The sequence below is a fragment of the Streptomyces sp. NPDC088766 genome, from assembly GCF_044750845.1.
Classification (GTDB): Bacteria; Actinomycetota; Actinomycetes; order Streptomycetales; family Streptomycetaceae; genus Streptomyces.
In genome coordinates, this window is sequence record NZ_JBIVKQ010000015.1 from 115,944 (window position 1) to 132,766 (window position 16,823).

Annotated in this window: 17 protein-coding genes; 13 read left to right on the plus strand and 4 right to left on the minus strand. The window is 73.6% G+C overall.

The features are described 5' to 3' along the window. Positions 1-9: 9 nt before the first annotated feature. A complete protein-coding gene (locus ACIP5W_RS21785) occupies positions 10-252 on the plus strand; it encodes a DUF397 domain-containing protein (RefSeq protein WP_401475884.1) in 243 nt (80 codons plus the stop codon). Between the two features lie 54 nt (positions 253-306). On the opposite strand, the gene ACIP5W_RS21790 is transcribed toward ACIP5W_RS21785, so the two are convergent. Next, positions 307-1,434, minus strand: a complete 1,128-nt coding sequence (locus tag ACIP5W_RS21790; protein WP_401475887.1) for an 8-amino-7-oxononanoate synthase — start codon at positions 1,432-1,434, stop codon at positions 307-309. Positions 1,435-1,585: 151 nt separating this feature from the next. On the opposite strand from ACIP5W_RS21790, the gene bioB reads away from it, so the two are divergent. From bioB to ACIP5W_RS21810, 4 genes are all read left to right on the plus strand, one after another. Then, positions 1,586-2,803, plus strand: coding sequence for a biotin synthase BioB (bioB, locus tag ACIP5W_RS21795; RefSeq protein ID WP_401475890.1), 1,218 nt, complete (start codon positions 1,586-1,588; stop codon positions 2,801-2,803). Continuing rightward, positions 2,796-4,076, plus strand: coding sequence for an adenosylmethionine--8-amino-7-oxononanoate transaminase (locus ACIP5W_RS21800; protein ID WP_401475893.1), 1,281 nt, complete (start codon positions 2,796-2,798; stop codon positions 4,074-4,076). The genes bioB and ACIP5W_RS21800 overlap by 8 nt, the downstream gene beginning before the upstream one ends. A 2-nt stretch (positions 4,077-4,078) precedes the next feature. Next, complete coding sequence (gene bioD, locus ACIP5W_RS21805; protein ID WP_401476055.1) at positions 4,079-4,861, plus strand: dethiobiotin synthase; 783 nt, start codon at positions 4,079-4,081, stop codon at positions 4,859-4,861. A 94-nt stretch (positions 4,862-4,955) separates the two neighbouring features. Continuing rightward, positions 4,956-5,651, plus strand: a complete 696-nt coding sequence (locus ACIP5W_RS21810) for a class I SAM-dependent methyltransferase (RefSeq protein ID WP_401475896.1) — start codon at positions 4,956-4,958, stop codon at positions 5,649-5,651. Between the two features lie 40 nt (positions 5,652-5,691). On the opposite strand, the gene ACIP5W_RS21815 is transcribed toward ACIP5W_RS21810, so the two are convergent. Both ACIP5W_RS21815 and ACIP5W_RS21820 read right to left on the minus strand, forming a co-directional pair. Beyond that, positions 5,692-6,066 (minus strand): fic family toxin-antitoxin system, toxin component, encoded by a 375-nt coding sequence (locus tag ACIP5W_RS21815; protein WP_401475899.1) that lies wholly within the window; start codon positions 6,064-6,066, stop codon positions 5,692-5,694. A gap of 4 nt (positions 6,067-6,070) precedes the next feature. Further along, on the minus strand, positions 6,071-6,313 hold the full coding sequence (locus tag ACIP5W_RS21820) for a toxin-antitoxin system HicB family antitoxin (protein ID WP_401475902.1): 243 nt from the start codon (positions 6,311-6,313) through the stop codon (positions 6,071-6,073). Between the two features lie 137 nt (positions 6,314-6,450). Between ACIP5W_RS21820 and ACIP5W_RS21825 the strand changes: the two genes are divergently transcribed. The 8 genes from ACIP5W_RS21825 to mug all read left to right on the plus strand — a co-directional run bounded on the left by ACIP5W_RS21825 (position 6,451) and on the right by mug (position 16,066). Continuing rightward, entirely contained in the window at positions 6,451-7,257 is an 807-nt protein-coding gene (locus tag ACIP5W_RS21825; RefSeq protein ID WP_401475904.1) for an ABC transporter ATP-binding protein, read from the plus strand. 4 nt (positions 7,258-7,261) lie between these two features. Continuing rightward, on the plus strand, positions 7,262-9,829 hold the full coding sequence (locus tag ACIP5W_RS21830) for an ABC transporter permease (RefSeq protein ID WP_401475907.1): 2,568 nt from the start codon (positions 7,262-7,264) through the stop codon (positions 9,827-9,829). 341 nt (positions 9,830-10,170) lie between these two features. Then, on the plus strand, positions 10,171-10,596 hold the full coding sequence (locus tag ACIP5W_RS21835) for a GNAT family N-acetyltransferase (protein WP_401475910.1): 426 nt from the start codon (positions 10,171-10,173) through the stop codon (positions 10,594-10,596). Positions 10,597-10,803: 207 nt separating this feature from the next. After that, complete coding sequence (locus ACIP5W_RS21840; protein WP_401475913.1) at positions 10,804-12,138, plus strand: hemolysin family protein; 1,335 nt, start codon at positions 10,804-10,806, stop codon at positions 12,136-12,138. Next, positions 12,135-13,148: a hemolysin family protein gene (locus ACIP5W_RS21845; protein WP_401475916.1), complete on the plus strand. Its 1,014-nt coding sequence runs from the start codon at positions 12,135-12,137 to the stop codon at positions 13,146-13,148. Before ACIP5W_RS21840 ends, ACIP5W_RS21845 begins: the two co-directional genes overlap by 4 nt. A gap of 61 nt (positions 13,149-13,209) precedes the next feature. Continuing rightward, complete coding sequence (locus ACIP5W_RS21850; protein WP_401475919.1) at positions 13,210-13,998, plus strand: SGNH/GDSL hydrolase family protein; 789 nt, start codon at positions 13,210-13,212, stop codon at positions 13,996-13,998. 83 nt (positions 13,999-14,081) lie between these two features. Next, the gene (purB, locus tag ACIP5W_RS21855; RefSeq protein ID WP_401475922.1) at positions 14,082-15,524 is read left to right on the plus strand and encodes an adenylosuccinate lyase; all 1,443 of its coding nucleotides are present in this window, start codon (positions 14,082-14,084) and stop codon (positions 15,522-15,524) included. Beyond that, positions 15,521-16,066, plus strand: coding sequence for a G/U mismatch-specific DNA glycosylase (gene mug, locus ACIP5W_RS21860; RefSeq protein ID WP_401476058.1), 546 nt, complete (start codon positions 15,521-15,523; stop codon positions 16,064-16,066). Before purB ends, mug begins: the two co-directional genes overlap by 4 nt. 37 nt (positions 16,067-16,103) lie before the next feature. Here mug and ACIP5W_RS21865 read toward each other — a convergent pair whose 3' ends face one another. Next, a complete protein-coding gene (locus tag ACIP5W_RS21865) occupies positions 16,104-16,823 on the minus strand; it encodes an ABC transporter permease (RefSeq protein ID WP_401475925.1) in 720 nt (239 codons plus the stop codon).

Sequence of the window (16,823 nt, forward strand, 5' to 3'; positions counted from 1 at the left end):
GGAGGCACCATGACCGCACTGCCTCGGAACGTACCTTCCAGCACCGATCCGCCAGGCCTCCCCCACCCGCAGGCTCTGCGGTGGCTGCGCAGCAGCTACAGCACGGGGGCCAACAACTGCGTGGAGACGGCCCGCCCGGACCGCGGACCGTGGGCCGGCCTGCTCGCCGTACGCGACTCCAAGGATCCGGCCGGGCCCGCCCTGCTCTTCTCCCCCGGGAGCTGGACGGACTTCACCGCCGCGTTCCGCTGATCCCGGCCCGCCGGCCGGCCACCGTCTCCCGGCTCACGGCCGCGTCGCGCCGGCTCACGGCCGCGTCGCGCCGATCACCCGTACGGCGCGTTCGATCTGCTCCTCGCGAAGGTCCGCGCGGGCGGTCAGCCTCAGGCGTGAGACGCCGTCGGGCACGGAAGGAGGACGGAAGCAGCCCACGGCCAGGCCTGCCGCCCGGCAGTCCGCCGCCCAGCGCACGGCCGCTTCCGGGGACGGAGCCCGCACGGAGACGACCGCGGCGTCCGGACGCACCGCTTCCAGACCCGCGGCCGTCAGGCGCGCGTGCAGCTCACCCGCCACCGCACGCGCGCGTGCCGCACGTTCCGGCTCACGCCGCAGCAGCGTCAGGGCCGCCAGGGCCGCGCCCGCCGCCGCCGGGGCGAGGCCGGTGTCGAAGATGAAGGTCCGGGCGGCGTTGACCAGATGGTCGATCACGCGCGCGGGTCCGAGCACGGCGCCGCCCTGGCTGCCCAGCGACTTGGACAGCGTGACCGTGACCACGACGTCCTCCGCCCCCGCCAGTCCCGCCGCGTGCGGCGCGCCACGGCCGCCCGCGCCGAGGACACCGAGACCGTGGGCGTCGTCGACGACCAGCCCGGCACCGTGCTCCCGGCAGGCGTCGGCGAGGGCGGCCAGCGGGGCCGCGTCGCCGTCGACGGAGAAGACCGTGTCGGAGACCGCCAGGGCCGGGCCGCCGCGCGTGCCCAGCGCCTTGCGCACGGCGTCGGGGTCGGCGTGCGCGACGACCTGCGTCGTGCCGCGGGCCAGCCGGCAGCCGTCGATGAGCGAGGCGTGGTTGCCCGCGTCGGAGACGATCAGGGAGCCGTGCGGGGCCAGCGCGGTGACCGCGGCGAGGTTGGCGGCGTAACCGGAGGAGAAGACCAGGGCCGCCTCGAAGCCGCAGAAGTCGGCCAGCTCCCGCTCCAGTTCGGCATGCAGTTCGGTGGTGCCGGTGACGAGCCGGGAGCCGGTCGCGCCGCCGCCCCAGGTCCGTGCGGCCCGCGCCGCGCCCTCGGTGATCCCGGGGTGGCGGGCCAGGCCCAGGTAGTCGTTGCTCGCGAGGTCCAGGAGCGGCGAGTCGGCCGGACGGGGACGCAGGGTCCGTACGAGTCCGGCGGTGCGGCGCGCCTGCGCCCGCTCGTCGATCCAGCCGAACGCCATGGCTCGTCCTCCGGGGGATTTGTAGGCAGTGGACAGACACTAGCCGTACGTCGCGTATCCCATGGTGTGGCAATACCCACACCTCGAATGCCCTTCGTTGTACGAACTCTCCCTGGCCCGCGCACGGGTCGGTAAGACAGGATCGGCTCTCATGGACCTGCTGAACACGCTGGTGGACAAGGGGCTTCGGCGCGAGCTGCCGACCCGCGAAGAGGCGCTGGCCGTGCTGGCCACGTCCGACGACGACCTGCTCGACGTGGTGGCCGCGGCCGGAAGGGTGCGCCGTCACTGGTTCGGGCGACGGGTGAAACTCAACTACCTCGTCAACCTGAAGTCGGGCCTGTGCCCGGAGGACTGCTCCTACTGTTCCCAGCGGCTCGGCTCCACGGCCGGGATCCTCAAGTACACCTGGCTCAAGCCCGACGAGGCCTCGCGGGCCGCCGCCGCGGGGCTGGCCGGGGGCGCCAAGCGGGTCTGCCTGGTGGCGTCCGGGCGGGGTCCGACCGACCGGGACGTCGACCGGGTCTCCGAGACCATCAGGGCGATCAAGGACCAGAACGAGGGCGTCGAGGTGTGCGCCTGCCTGGGCCTGCTCTCCGACGGTCAGGCGGAGCGGCTGCGCGAGGCGGGCGCGGACGCCTACAACCACAACCTGAACACGTCCGAGGAGACGTACGCGGACATCACGACCACGCACACGTACGCCGACCGGGTGGACACGGTGCAGAAGGCCCACGCGGCCGGTCTGTCGGCGTGCTCGGGTCTGATCGCCGGCATGGGCGAGTCGGACGAGGACCTGGTCGACGTCGTCTTCTCGCTGCGCGAACTGGACCCCGACTCCGTCCCGGTGAACTTCCTGATCCCGGTCGAGGGCACCCCGCTGGCCAAGGAGTGGAACCTCACCCCGCAGCGCTGTCTGCGCATCCTGGCCATGGTGCGGTTCGTCTGCCCGGACGTGGAGGTGCGCATCGCGGGCGGCCGTGAGGTCCACCTGCGCACGATGCAGCCGCTCGCCCTGCACCTGGCCAACTCGATCTTCCTCGGCGACTACCTCACCACCGAGGGCCAGGCCGGCAAGGCGGACCTCGACATGATCGCGGACGCCGGGTTCGAGGTGGAGGGCGCGGGCGAGGTGACGCTGCCGGAGCACCGGGCCGGCGGCGGCTGCGGTGCGCACGGGGCCGGCGGCTGCGGGTCCTTCGAGGACGCCGGCGGTTGCGCCGGGCACGGGGACGGCGGTGTCTGCGGGTCGCACGAAGGCGGCGGTGTCCGCGGTTCGGCTTCCGCCCCGCAGGCGAACGAGGCCCGTACGGACCTGGTCGCCGTCCGCCGCCGGGGCGCCGGGACGGACCTCGCACCCAATGCCTGAGCGGGACGTGTCCGAGCTGCTGGACCTCGACCGGCGGCACGTGTGGCATCCGTACGGTCCGATGCCGGGCCGGGTGGACCCGCTCGTCGTGGAGTCGGCGAGCGGGGTCCGGCTGCGGCTCGCCGACGGCTCCGGCGAGCTGGTCGACGGCATGTCCTCCTGGTGGTCGGCGATCCACGGGTACCGCCACCCGGTGCTCGACGAGGCGGCGCGGGCCCAGCTCGGGCGGATGAGCCACGTGATGTTCGGCGGGCTCACCCACGAGCCCGCCGTACGGCTGGCGAAGCTGCTCGTCGACATGTCGCCCGAGGGGCTCGAGCACGTGTTCCTCTCCGACTCGGGGTCGGTGTCGGTCGAGGTCGCGGTGAAGATGTGCCTCCAGTACTGGCGCTCGCTGGGCCGCCCCCACAAGCAGCGGCTGCTGACCTGGCGCGGCGGCTACCACGGGGACACCTGGCAGCCGATGTCCGTGTGCGACCCCGAGGGCGGGATGCACGACCTGTGGACCGGGGTCCTGCCCCGGCAGGTCTTCGTCGGCCCGCCGCCCACCGAGTACGACGAGACGTACGCGGGTGAGCTGCGCGCGGCGATCGGGCGGCACGCCGACGAGCTGGCCGCGGTGATCGTGGAGCCGGTGGTGCAGGGCGCGGGCGGGATGCGGTTCCACTCCCCCGCGTACCTGACGGTGCTGCGCGAGGCGTGCGACGAGCACGGCGTGCTGCTGGTGTTCGACGAGATCGCCACCGGATTCGGCCGCACGGGCGCGCTGTTCGCCGCCGGGCACGCCGGGGTGACCCCCGATGTGATGTGCGTCGGCAAGGCGATGACCGGCGGTTATCTGACGATGGCCGCGACGCTGTGCACGGCCCGGGTCGCCGACGGCATCTCGCGGGGCGAGGTGCCGGTGCTGGCCCACGGTCCGACGTTCATGGGCAATCCGCTGGCCGCGGCGGTCGCCTGCGCCTCGATCGAGCTGCTCCTCGGGCAGGACTGGCTCGCGGAGGTCCGGCGGATCGGGACGGGGCTGCGGGAGGGACTGGCCGCGGCCGCGGACCTGCCGGGCGTGAAGGACGTACGGGTGCTCGGTGCCATCGGGGTCGTCCAGCTCGACCACGACGTGGACATGAAGGCCGCCACGCGGGCAGCCGTGCGCGAGGGTGTCTGGCTGCGGCCGTTCCGCGACCTCGTCTACACGATGCCGCCGTACGTCACCGGCGACGAGGACCTGGCGCGGATCGCGCGGGCCGTGTGCGCGGCGGCGCGGGAGGGATGACCATGCCGATCCTGGTGATCACGGGGACGGGCACGGAGGTCGGCAAGACGGTCACGACCGCCGCCGTCGCCGCGGCCGCGCTCGCGGCGGGCCGCTCGGTGGCCGTCCTGAAGGCCGCCCAGACCGGCGTACGGCCGGACGAGCGCGGTGACGCGGACGAGGTGGCGCGGCTGGCGGGTGACGTCACGACCGCCGAACTGGCCCGCTATCCGGAGCCGTTGGCGCCGGCGACGGCGGCCCTCCGGGCCGGGATGGTGCCCGTGCGGCCGCGTGAGGTCGCCGACGCGGCGGCCGGGCTGGCCACCGAGCACGACCTGGTCCTCGTCGAGGGGGCCGGCGGGCTCCTGGTGCGGTTCGACGAGGCGGGCGGCACGCTGGCCGACGCAGCGGAGCTGCTGCGGGCGCCGGTGCTGGTGGTGGCGTCGGCGGGGCTGGGCACGCTGAACACGACCGACCTGACGGCCCGTGAACTGCGGTTGCGGGGACTTGAGCTGCTCGGGGTGGTGATCGGCTCCTGGCCCGACTCGCCCGACCTGGCGACGCGGTGCAACGTCACCGACCTGCCGGACGTCGCCGGCGCCCCGCTGCTCGGCGCGCTGCCCGCCGGTTCGGGGTCGCTCGCCCCGGCCGACTTCCGTGCGGCGGCGCCCGGCTGGCTGGCGTCCCGGCTGGACGGGACGTGGGAGGCGGAGGCCTTCCGCAGCCGGACGCGACCGGAGCCCTGGAGCCGGTCCCCGGTCTCGCGAGGGGACCGGTCCGCTTCTTCGGCTCCTTCGGCTCCCTAGCCGAGGAAGCCGAGCAGTTCGACGCGGAAGCGGGGGCGCGACGGGCCTGTACGGGGGAGAATCCCGGTAGGCCCGTCCTGCCCGGGAGGTCGCCATGGCGATACGGTCCACCGGCTCCGGCAAGGTGCCCGGCGATCCCGTCCACCACCCGCTGTTCGCACGCTGCTACGCCCGGTTGAGCGTGACCGCGGAGACGCACGGGGGCCTGGCCGCGCTGCGCGGCCGGCTGCTCGCCGGGCTCTCCGGCCGCGTCATCGAGATCGGCGCGGGCAACGGCCTGAACTTCGCGCACTACCCGAGTACGGTCTCGGAGGTCGTGGCGATCGAACCGGAGCGGCTCCTGCACGCGCTGGCGGTGCGGGCCGCGCTGCGGGCCGAGGTGCCGGTGGATGTCGTACCGGGCGCGGCCGAGGCCCTGCCGGTCAGGAGCGAGGCCTTCGACGCGGCGGTGCTCTCGCTGGTCCTGTGCAGCGTGCGGGACCTGCCGCGGGCCCTCGCCGAGGTACGGCGGGTGCTGCGGCCCGGTGGCGAGGTGCGGTTCCTGGAGCACGGCACGGGCGGCGGCCCGGCCATGACCTTCACCCAGCGCACGCTGGACCGGACGGTGTGGCCACTCCTCAGCGGCGGCTGCCACCTCTCCCGCGATCCGGTCGGGGCACTGCGCGACGCCGGGTTCGAACTCGGCCCGTACCGGCGTCTGCTGGTCCCGGAGAACGGACCGGCGCTGCCCCCGTCGTACTGCAGACTGGGCACGGCCTGGCGGCCGGTCACCGACGGGGCGCCTCGCTAGTGCTGTCCGGGCAGCGCGTTCAGGGAGCCGGCGAGGCTCCTCACAGGCTCCAGCGGCGCAGTTCCCGCGCGATGTCGTGAACCGACGCCTCGCCGGTCTTGGCCAGGCGGGCCAGGTCGCGGACCTGTTCGGGGGAGGTCACGACCTTCGCCCCGCTCGCCACCAGGTAGGCGTAGGCGACGGCGCACGCGAAGAGGGCGTTCGAGCGCTCCAGGGCGGGGACGTGCAGGAGGAGTTGCAGCAGTGCCGCCGCGCGGGCGTGCGGCGAGTCGTAGACGGGGACGTCGAAGATCCGGGCGTCGTGGCGCGCCACCGCCGCCACCAGGGCACCCCAGTCGGTGACCTGGGGGTCTCCGGGTGTCTTCTGCTCGGCGATCATCAGGAGCCAGGCGAGGTCGATCGTGAGGTCGCTCAAGGGGTCAGCGGCGGCCTTCGTGGGTGCCGCCCTCGCGGAGCGTGCCGAACTCCTCCGCGAAGACGTTCTCGTACCGCTTCATGAAGTCGGCGGCGGCCTCGACGAACGTGTGGCCCGCCTCGCCGGTGTCCTGCCTGACCAGTTCCTCGATGTAGCGGTTGACGCTCATGCCGCGCGCGGTGGCGCGTTCACGGGCGGCCCTGGCCGTGCCCTCGTCGACGCGCACGTTCAGCTGGGTCTTCGCCATACCTCGAAGCTAGCGCCGATCCGCTAGCACCGGCAAGGGCGGACGGGAACCGAAAAGTGATACCGGGTGCACGCCCGGTCACACTACGCTCGGCCGGGACGTCGGCACGGCATGTCCACGCGAGCGAGGAGGCAGCCTTGTCCACACCTGCTGCGCAGCACGCCCCCGGTCTCTCCTCGGCCGGGGACCTCGCGGCCCGCGCCCGGGGACTGACGAAGGCGTACGGCTCGGGCGAGACGGCCGTGCTCGCCCTGGACGCGGTGGACGTGGACGTCGTCCGCGGGCGGTTCACCGCGGTCATGGGTCCGTCGGGCTCCGGGAAGTCCACGCTGATGCACTGCCTGGCCGGACTCGACACCGTGTCCGCCGGTCGGGTGTGGCTGGGCGGCACCGAGATCACGGGGCTGAGGGAACGGGAGCTGACCCGGCTCCGGCGGGACCGCATCGGGTTCATGTTCCAGTCGTTCAATCTGATCCCGACCCTGAACGCCGTCGAGAACATCACCCTGCCGATGGACATCGCCGGTCACAAGCCGGACCGGAAGTGGCTGGACCAGGTCGTCGACGCGCTCGGTCTGCGCGACCGCCTCGGGCACCGGCCGTCCCAGCTCTCCGGCGGCCAGCAGCAGCGCGTGGCCTGTGCCCGTGCCCTCGCCTCCCGCCCCGAGCTGATCTTCGCGGACGAGCCGACCGGCAACCTCGACTCGCGCGCCGGTCTGGAGGTCCTCGCGTTCCTGCGCCAGGCGGTGGACGACCTGGGTCAGACCGTCGTCATGGTCACCCACGACCCGGGCGCCGCCGCCCACTCCGACCTCGTGCTCTTCCTCGCGGACGGGCGGATCGTGGACGAGATCGAGCGGCCCACGGCCGAGGCGGTGCTGGAACGCATGAAACGGTTCGACCTGATCCGCTCCCAGTCCGGCGCCGCCCCCGAGGAGGACTGAGCAGGTGCTGAAGGCGACGCTGCGGAGCTTCCTCGCGCACAAGGGACGGCTGCTGCTGTCCGCCCTCGCCGTCGTGCTGTCCGTGGCCTTCGTCGCGGGCAGCCTGATCTTCTCCGACACGGTGACGCGGACCTTCGACCGCCTCTTCGCGTCCACGTCGGCCGACCTGACGGTGGAGCCGAGGGACGACCTGAAGGCCTCCGTGCCGACCGGCGCGGTGCAGACCGTGCCCGCCGCCCTCGCCGGCCGGGTGGCCGCCGTCGACGGGGTCGCCTCCGCGCACGCCGACGTGAGCGTGGAGAACATCACCGTCGTCGACGGCGGGAACGAGTCCGTCGGACCGACCAGTGGCGCACCCACCGTCGCGACCGACTGGTACCTCACCGACCGCAGCCCGGTGGAGCTGACCTCGGGCCGGGTCCCGCGGGGCGACGGCGAGGCCGTGCTCGACGCCGACACCGCCGGCAGGAAGGGTGTGCGGACCGGCGACACGCTGACCGTGATGGCTCAGCCGGGCTCGTTCCGGGTCGAGGTCGTCGGCATCGCCACCTTCAAGACCACCAACCCCGGTGCCGCCCTGGTCTTCCTCGCCCCGGAGGTCGCCGCGACCCGGCTGCTGGGCTCGGCGGACCTGGCCACGGGCATCTCCGTCCAGGCGGCGGCGGGGGTGGCCGACGCGGAGCTGAAACCCCGGGTCGCCGCCGCGCTCGGTGCCGGGCCCTACGACGTGCGGACGGCCGACGAGCAGGCGAAGTCGGCGGCGGCCGAACTGGGCGGTTTCCTCGACGTCGTCAAGTACGTGATGCTCGGATTCGCCGGGGTCGCCGTGCTGGTGGGCGTGTTCCTGATCGTGAACACGTTCTCGATGCTGATCGCCCAGCGCACCCGGGAACTGGGCCTGCTGCGCGCCCTGGGCGCCGACCGCCGCCAGGTACGGCGCTCCGTCCTCACCGAGGCCGTGCTGCTCGGCCTGGTCGGCTCGACGCTGGGTCTCGCGGCCGGCATCGGACTGGCGGCGGGGCTGATCCGGCTCATGAGCGCCTTCGGCATGAACCTCAGCACCGCCGAGATGGTCGTCGGCTGGGCCACCCCCCTCTCGGCGTACGCCGTGGGCGTCGGCGTCACCTTCGCGGCCGCCTGCCTCCCGGCCCGCCGCGCGGCCGCGGTGTCGCCGATGGCGGCCCTGGCGGACGGGGACGTGGCCGGCGTGGACCGGCCGTTGAAGGCGCGTGCGGTGGTCGGGGCCGTCGTAGGCGTCCTGGGCGCGGCCGCCCTGGTGGGCTGCGCGACCGCGTCACGGACGGCGTCCGCGGCCTCCCTGCTGGGTCTCGGCGTCGTCCTCACCCTGATCGCCACGGTCGTCGCGGGTCCGCTGCTCGTCCGCCCGGTGATCCGGGTGCTCGGCGCGGCCTTCCCTGCCCTGTTCGGTTCGATCGGCCGGATGAGCCGGCGCAACGCCCTGCGCAATCCGCGCCGCACCGGCGCCACCGCGGCCGCGCTGATGGTGGGCCTCGCCCTGGTGGTCGGCATGTCGGTGGCGAGCGCCTCGATGTCGAAGTCCTTCGACCGGCAGATCGACGAGACGCTGGGCGCCGACTTCGTGATCCAGAACACCAACCTCACCCCGTTCTCCCGGGAGGTCACCGACCGGGTCCGCGGGACCGAAGGGGTGGGTGTCGTCGTGCGGCAGCGGTTCGCGCCGGTCGCCGTACGGCTGCCGGACGGCGAGCGGGTGAGGACGACGGCCGCCGGGTACGACCGCCGGGTCGACGAGGTCGCCCGTGTGACGTACGCGCGCGGGAACACCGCCGCCGCGCTGGCCGACGGGGCGATCGGCATGGACGTCGACTTCGCCGAGGACCACGGCGTGCGGGTCGGCAGCGTGGTCCCCGTCGAGTTCCCCGGTGGGCGGACCGCTTCCTTCCGGGTCGGCGCGCTCACCGACCAGGACTCCGCCGAGGGCTTCGGGATGGAGGGCGGCCTGGTCTTCGGCATCGGGACGGTCGAGGCGTACGTGCCGGGCGGGCAGGACTCCGTGCTGTACGTCAACGCGGCCGCCGGCACGGACGCGGACGAACTGCGGCCCCGGCTGGAGCGGACGCTCGACCCGTATCCGCAGGTGCGGGCGCGCGACCAGGCCGACTACAAGGAGCTGGTGCACGATCAGATCGCCGTGCTGCTCCACCTGGTGTACGCCCTGCTCGGCCTGGCGATCGTGATCGCGGTCCTCGGCGTGGTCAACACCCTCGCGCTGTCGGTGGTGGAGCGGACCCGGGAGATCGGACTGCTCCGGGCGATCGGGCTGTCCCGTCGGCAGTTGCGCCGGATGATCCGGCTGGAGTCGGTGGTGATCGCGGTGTTCGGCGCGGTCCTGGGGCTGGTGCTGGGGCTGGTGTGGGGCGTGTGCACCCAGCGGTTGCTGGCCCTGCAGGGCATGAAGGCGCTGGCGATCCCGTGGGGCACGATCGTCGCGGTCGTCGTCGGCTCGGCGGTGGTGGGCGTGGTGGCAGCCCTGCTGCCGGCGCTGCGGGCCTCACGGATGAACGTGCTGTCGGCCATCGCACACGACTGAGGACGCCGACGCGGCGGGGGCCGGCGCGGCGGGGCCTGCCGTGCTCGGCGGGCGCGCCGGGAGGGCAAGGCGGCCGGCACCACCGGAGGGCCCGTGCGTGGCCGGCACCACCGGGGACCAGGACCGTTCGGCGCACCGCGCAGCCGGGGCCGTCCCGCACCACCGGAGAACCGGTGCGTTCGGCTCCGCCGGAAAGCCCGGGGACGGTCGGCGCGACCGCGAGGCCGGGGGTGGTCGTCGCCTCCGGGAAGCCGGGGCCGGCGCCCCGGCGTGGAACGGCTGCGGGCGTCCGGATGCTGGAATTCGGCGCCGGGGTGTTTCTCGCGTGATGGGATCGCCCCATGTCTGATCTGCGGATACGGGCCGCGACACCCGACGACCTCGACACCGTGCTGGCCTTCTGGAAGGCCGCCGCCGAGGGCACGAGCATCAGCGACGACCGCGAGGGTGTGGAGCGGCTCGTCGCCCGCGACCCCGAGGCGCTGATCCTGGCGGAGCGCGGCGGTGAGCTGGTGGGCACGGTGATCGCCGGCTTCGACGGCTGGCGCTGCCACCTCTACCGGCTGGCGGCGCACCCGGCGTACCGCCGTCAGGGCATCGGTGCGGCGCTGCTCGCCGCCGCGGAGGAGCGGTTCGTCCGGCTCGGGGGGCGGCGCGCCGACGCGATGGTGCTGACGCGCAACGAGACGGCCCATCATGCGTGGCGTGCGGCGGGGTACATGCCGGAGGAGAAGTGGCGGCGCTGGGTGAAGCCGCTGACCGGCTGAGCCGACGGCGCTCCGGTCGGGCGGCCGAGCCGGGGTGGCCGACACGGCCTTTTGCCGATCCTTTACCCTTGGGGGACCGTACGGACCGTGCGGTTCCCTTCACCGAGTCATCGAAAGGTGTGAGCCTCCGCCCATGGGCGAGCCTCCTGGTTCCCGACGTCGCGCGATCCTCCCCGTCCTGCCCGATCATGGGACGGAGGTGAACCGGTGATGGAACTGCTGTTGCTGTTGGTGGCGATCCTGCTGTCGCTCGCGTGCGGTGCTTTCGTCGCCGCCGAGTTCTCGTTGACCACGGTCGAACGCGGCGAGCTGGAGAGGGCCGTCGAGCGCGGCGAACGCGGCGCGGCCGGTGCTCTCAAGGCCGTCCGCAACCTGACCTTCCAGCTCTCCGGCGCCCAGCTCGGCATCACCGTCACCAACCTGGTCGTCGGCATGCTCGCCGAACCCTCGATCGCCAAGCTGATCTCGGGGCCGCTGGAGTCGGCCGGCCTGTCGAGCACGGCCGCGAGTTCCGTCGCCCTGGTGCTGGGCACGGCGCTGTCGACGGTGTTCCTGATGGTCGTCGGCGAACTGGTACCGAAGAACTGGGCGATCTCCACCCCGCTGGCCGTGGCCAAGCGGGTGGGCAACGCGCAGCGCTTCTTCAGCGCCGCCTTCCGGCCGTTCATCAGCCACCTGAACAACACGGCCAACCGGGTCGTCCGCCGCTTCGGCCTGGAGCCCGCCGAGGAGCTGGCCTCGGCTCGCGGCCCGCAGGAACTGGCCGCTCTGGCCCGGCACTCGGCCCGGCAGGGCGCCCTGGAGGCGGACACCGCCGAGCTGTTCGTGCGCACCCTGAACCTGGCCGACCTGACTGCGGAGAACGTGATGACCCCGCGCGTGCAGGTCATCGCCCTCGACGCCCAGGCGACCTGCGAGGACGTCGCGAACGCGACCCGGGCGACGGGCCTGTCCCGGTTCCCCGTGTTCCGCGGTGGCCTGGACACCGTCGTCGGCACCGCGCACATCAAGGACGTCCTGGCCGTCCCGGCGGAGCAGCGGGCGCGCGTGCCCGTCGCCGAGCTGATGCGCGAACCCCTGCTGGTCCCCGAGTCCCTCACCGTGGACCGGCTCCTCGACCGGCTCTCCGGCAAGCGGACGATGGCCGTGGTCATCGACGAGTACGGCGGTACGGCGGGCGTGGCGACCCTGGAGGACATCGTCGAGGAGGTCGTCGGCGAGGTCCGTGACGAGCACGACCCGCACGAGACGCCCGACCTGGCCCACGCGGGCACCGACGACGAGGGCCGCCGGATCTACTCCGCCGACGGCGCCGCCCGCACCGACCAGCTCGCGCGCGTCGGACTGCACACCCCCGAGGGCCCCTACGAGACCCTCGCCGGGCTGGTCGCCACCGAGCTGGGCCGCATACCGGCCGTCGGCGACAGCCTGGACGTGGCCGGCTGGCGCATGGACGTCGTCGACGCGTCCGGTCGCCGGGCCGCACGCGTCCTGCTGCACGCCCCGCTCACCCAGGACCACGTGGAAGGGGCGGACCAGTGACCGCCGTCCAGCTGCTGATCGGCCTGGCGACCCTGGTCGTCAACGCCTTCTTCGTCGGCGCGGAGTTCGCGCTGATCTCCGTACGCCGCTCCCAGATCGAGCCGTACGCCGAGCAGGGCGACCGGCGTGCCAAGAGCGTGCTGTGGGGCCTGGAGCACGTGTCCGCGCTGCTGGCGGCCGCCCAGCTCGGCATCACGCTGTGCACCCTGGTCCTCGGTGTGGTCGCCGAACCGGCGATCGCGCACCTGCTGGAGCCCGTGTTCCACGCGGTCGGCGTCCCCGAGGGCGCGGGCCACGCGGTGTCCTTCGTGATCGCGCTGACCCTGGCGACGTATCTGCACATGCTGATGGGCGAGATGGTGCCGAAGAACATCGCGCTCGCCGAACCGGTACGCAGCGCTCTGCTGCTCGGACCGCCGCTGGTCACGCTCTCCCGGGCGCTGCGACCGGTGATCTTCACGATCAACGCCTTCGCCAACGGCCTGCTGAAGCTGCTGCGGATCGAGACGAAGGACGAGGTCACTGCCACGTTCTCGGACGCGGAGCTGGCGCAGATCGTGCGCGACGCCGGGGAGGCGGGCCTGCTCGACGACCGCGCCCAGGAGCGTCTGCACGACGCGCTGGAGCTGGGCCGCCGCCCGGTGCGGGACGTCGTCCTGCCGCTGGAACGCGTCGTCTACGCGCGCGTGGGGGTCACCCCGGAGGAGCTGGAACGGCTCGGCGCCGAATCCGGGTTCTCCCGCTTCCCCGTCGTCGACGAGGGGCGCCGGATCGTGGGCTACCTGCACGTGAAGGACGCGCTGGACGCCTCGCCGCGCGACGAGCCGTTCCGGGTGCGGGACCTGCGGCCCATCGCCCGGGTGCGCGAGACGACACCGCTGGACGACGTCCTCACCGCGATGCGCGGCAGCCGCACCCACCTGGCGGCCGCGCTCGGCTCCGACGGGCGGCTCGCCGGGCTGGTCACCATGGAGGACGTGCTGCGGGAGCTGTTCGGGCAGCGCACCTGAGACCGGGCGGCGGGGGTGACCGACCGCTGGGTATGGCATGCGGGTTACCATCGCTGACGCCATGCAGACGAACACCACTCCCCCGCACTCCAGCCTGGTCGCGGTCGGCGACTCCTTCACCGAGGGCATGTCGGACCTGCTGCCCGACGGCACCTACCGGGGCTGGGCGGACCTCCTCGCGGGCCGGATGGCCGCGCACACGCCCGGCTTCCGGTACGCCAACCTCGCGGTGCGCGGCAAGCTCATCGGCCAGATCGTCGAGGAGCAGGTGCCGGTCGCGGCCGCGATGGGCGCCGACGTCATCACCCTGGTCGGCGGCCTGAACGACACCCTGCGGCCCAAGTGCGACATGGTCCGGGTGCGGGACCTGCTGACCGAGGCCGTGGAGCGGCTGGCCCCCTCCTGCAAGCAGCTCGTGCTGATGCGCAGCCCCGGCCGGCAGGGCCCGGTGCTGGAGCGGTTCCGGCCGCGCATGGAGGAGCTGTTCGCCTGCGTCGACGGCCTCGCCGCCCGGCACGGCGCGCTGGTCGTCGACCTGTACGGCGCCCCGTCCCTGGGCGACCCGCGGATGTGGGACGTGGATCGGCTGCACCTGACGGCCGAGGGACACCGCCGGGTCGCCGAGGCGGTCTGGCAGGGCCTCGGGTACGACCCCGAGGACACCGGGTGGCACGAGCCGATGCCCGCGACCGTGCCGCCGGCCTGGGTCGCGCGGCGGGTGGCCGACGCCCGGTTCGCGCGCCGGCACCTGCTGCCGTGGATCGCCCGCCGCCTCACCGGCCGCTCCTCGGGCGACGGCCTGCCGCCGAAGCGTCCCGACCTGCTGCCCTACGAGGGACCGCGGGCGTAACCGGCCGTGACCCGGGTCTCGTAGGTTCCGCCGAACGGGGCCACGGCACCGGCCTGCACGAATCGCCAGTAGAATCCGTACACGTGACTTCCGCTCCCGCCAAGCCCCGCATCCCCAACGTCCTCGCCGGACGCTACGCCTCCGCCGAGCTCGCCACGCTCTGGTCGCCCGAGCAGAAGGTGAAGCTGGAGCGTCAGCTCTGGCTCGCCGTGCTGCGGGCCCAGAAGGACCTCGGGATCGAGGTGCCGGACGCGGCGATCGCCGACTACGAACGCGTCCTCGACCAGGTCGACCTGGCCTCCGTCGCCGAGCGCGAGAAGGTCACGCGGCACGACGTGAAGGCACGGATCGAGGAGTTCAACGACCTCGCCGGGCACGAGCAGGTCCACAAGGGCATGACGTCCCGCGACCTCACGGAGAACGTCGAGCAGCTCCAGATCCGGCTGTCGCTGGAGCTGGTCCGCGACCGTACGGTGGCGGTGCTGGCGCGGCTGGGCAAGCTGGCCGGCGAGTACGGCGAGCTGGTCATGGCCGGCCGCTCGCACAACGTGGCCGCCCAGGCCACCACGCTGGGCAAGCGGTTCGCGACGGCGGCCGACGAGCTGCTCGTGGCGTACGGGCGGGTCGAGGAGCTGCTCGGCCGCTACCCGCTGCGCGGCATCAAGGGCCCGGTCGGCACCGCCCAGGACATGCTCGACCTGCTCGGCGGCGACGCGGGCAGGCTCGCGGAGCTGGAGCAGCGGATCGCCGGACACCTCGGCTTCTCGCAGGCGTTCACCTCGGTCGGCCAGGTCTACCCGCGCTCGCTGGACTACGAGGTGGTGACCGCGCTGGTGCAGCTGGCGGCGGCGCCGTCCTCGCTGGCCAAGACGATCCGGCTGATGGCCGGGCACGAGCTGGTGACCGAGGGCTTCAAGCCGGGCCAGGTCGGCTCCTCCGCGATGCCGCACAAGATGAACACCCGCTCCTGCGAGCGCGTCAACGGCCTCATGGTCGTCCTGCGCGGCTACGCGTCGATGACCGGCGAGCTGGCGGGCGACCAGTGGAACGAGGGCGACGTGTCCTGCTCGGTGGTGCGCCGGGTCGCGCTGCCGGACGCGTTCTTCGCGCTCGACGGCCTGCTGGAGACGTTCCTGACGGTGCTCGACGAGTTCGGCGCCTTCCCGGCCGTCGTCGCCCGTGAACTGGACCGCTACCTGCCGTTCCTCGCCACCACCAAGGTCCTGATGGGCGCGGTGCGGGCGGGCGTGGGCCGGGAGCTGGCGCACGAGGCGATCAAGGAGAACGCCGTGGCCTGCGCGCTGGCCATGCGCGAGCGGGGCGCCGAGCGCAACGAGCTGCTGGACAAGCTCGCCGCCGACGAGCGCATCCCGCTGGACCGCGCGGAGCTCGACGCGCTGATGGCCGACAAGCTGTCCTTCACGGGGGCCGCCGCCGACCAGGTGGCGTTCGTCGTCGGCCGGATCGAGGAGATCGTGAAGCAGCGGCCGGAGGCCGCCGGTTACACCCCGGGGGCGATCCTCTGACCCGCTTCACCCAGGCGGAACTGGAGGCCGCCCGCGACCGTCTCGTACCGGACGTCGTCGCGGGCGGCCTCCGGGTGCTCTTCTGCGGCATCAACCCGGGTCTGATGTCGGCGGCGACCGGCCACCACTTCGCCCGGCCGGGCAACCGCTTCTGGCCGGTGCTGCACCTGTCCGGCTTCACGCCCAGGCGGCTGGAACCGGCGGAGCAGCGGGAGCTGCTGTCGTACGGGCTCGGCATCACCAACGTGGTGGCGCGGGCGAGTGCGCGGGCCGACGAACTGACGGCGGAGGAGTACCGCGAGGGCGGCCGGCTGCTCCGGGAGAAGGTGCTCCGGCTGGAGCCGCGCCGGCTGGCGGTGGTGGGCGTGACCGCCTACCGGGTGGCGTTCGACGACCGGACTGCCAAGGTCGGGCCGCAGGAACGGACCATCGGGGACACCCGCGTGTGGGTGCTGCCGAACCCCAGCGGGCTGAACGCCCACTGGACGACGGAGACGATGGCGCAGGAGTACGCACGGCTGCGGGTGGCGGCCGGGGAGTGAGCCCCGGGCTTCTGCCGCGGGCAGGGCGCCGGCCCGCTCAGGCGTCCCGGCGCCGCAGCCGCCAGGCCCCCGCCGCGAGGGCCGCCGCCGTCCACAGTGCGGTCACCGTCAGCCCGGTCCACGGTCCCAGGGCACCGTCCCACGTGCTGTGGAGGGCGACCTGGCCGGCCCGGTCGGGGAGGAGGTCGGCGACGGAGCCGGACATGTCGCCGATCACGAAGGACACGATCAGCAGGAACGGAACGAGGATGCCGAGCGTGGCGACCCCGCTGCGCAGGACGGCCGTCAGCCCGGCGGCGAGCAGGGCCATCAGCGTGAGGTAGAGGCCGCAGCAGACGGTCGCGCGCAGTCCTTCGGCCGTGCCGAACCCCTCCGCCGCTCCACCGAGTACCTCGCGGCCCACGGCCCAGGTCAGCAGGCCGGTGACCAGGCCCACGGCCAGGACGGGCAGGGCGATCGCCGTGGCCTTGGCGGCGAACCAGCGGCCGCGGCGCGGGACCGCGGCCAGGGACACGCGCAGCGCGCCGCCCTGGAACTCGGCCGCCACCGCCGTCGTGCCGAAGGCCACCGCCGCGATCTGGCCGAAGCCGACGCCGAAGAAGGCGGAGAACAGCGGGTCGGCGTCGTCCGCGTCGGTGCCGGCGGCGAGCAGGGAGAAGGCGACGGTGGTGAGCAGGACCGCGCCCAGGGTGGCGGTCTGGGACCGCAGGGTGCGTGTCTTGATCCACTCGGCGTGGAGCGCGGGTGTGAATCCCAT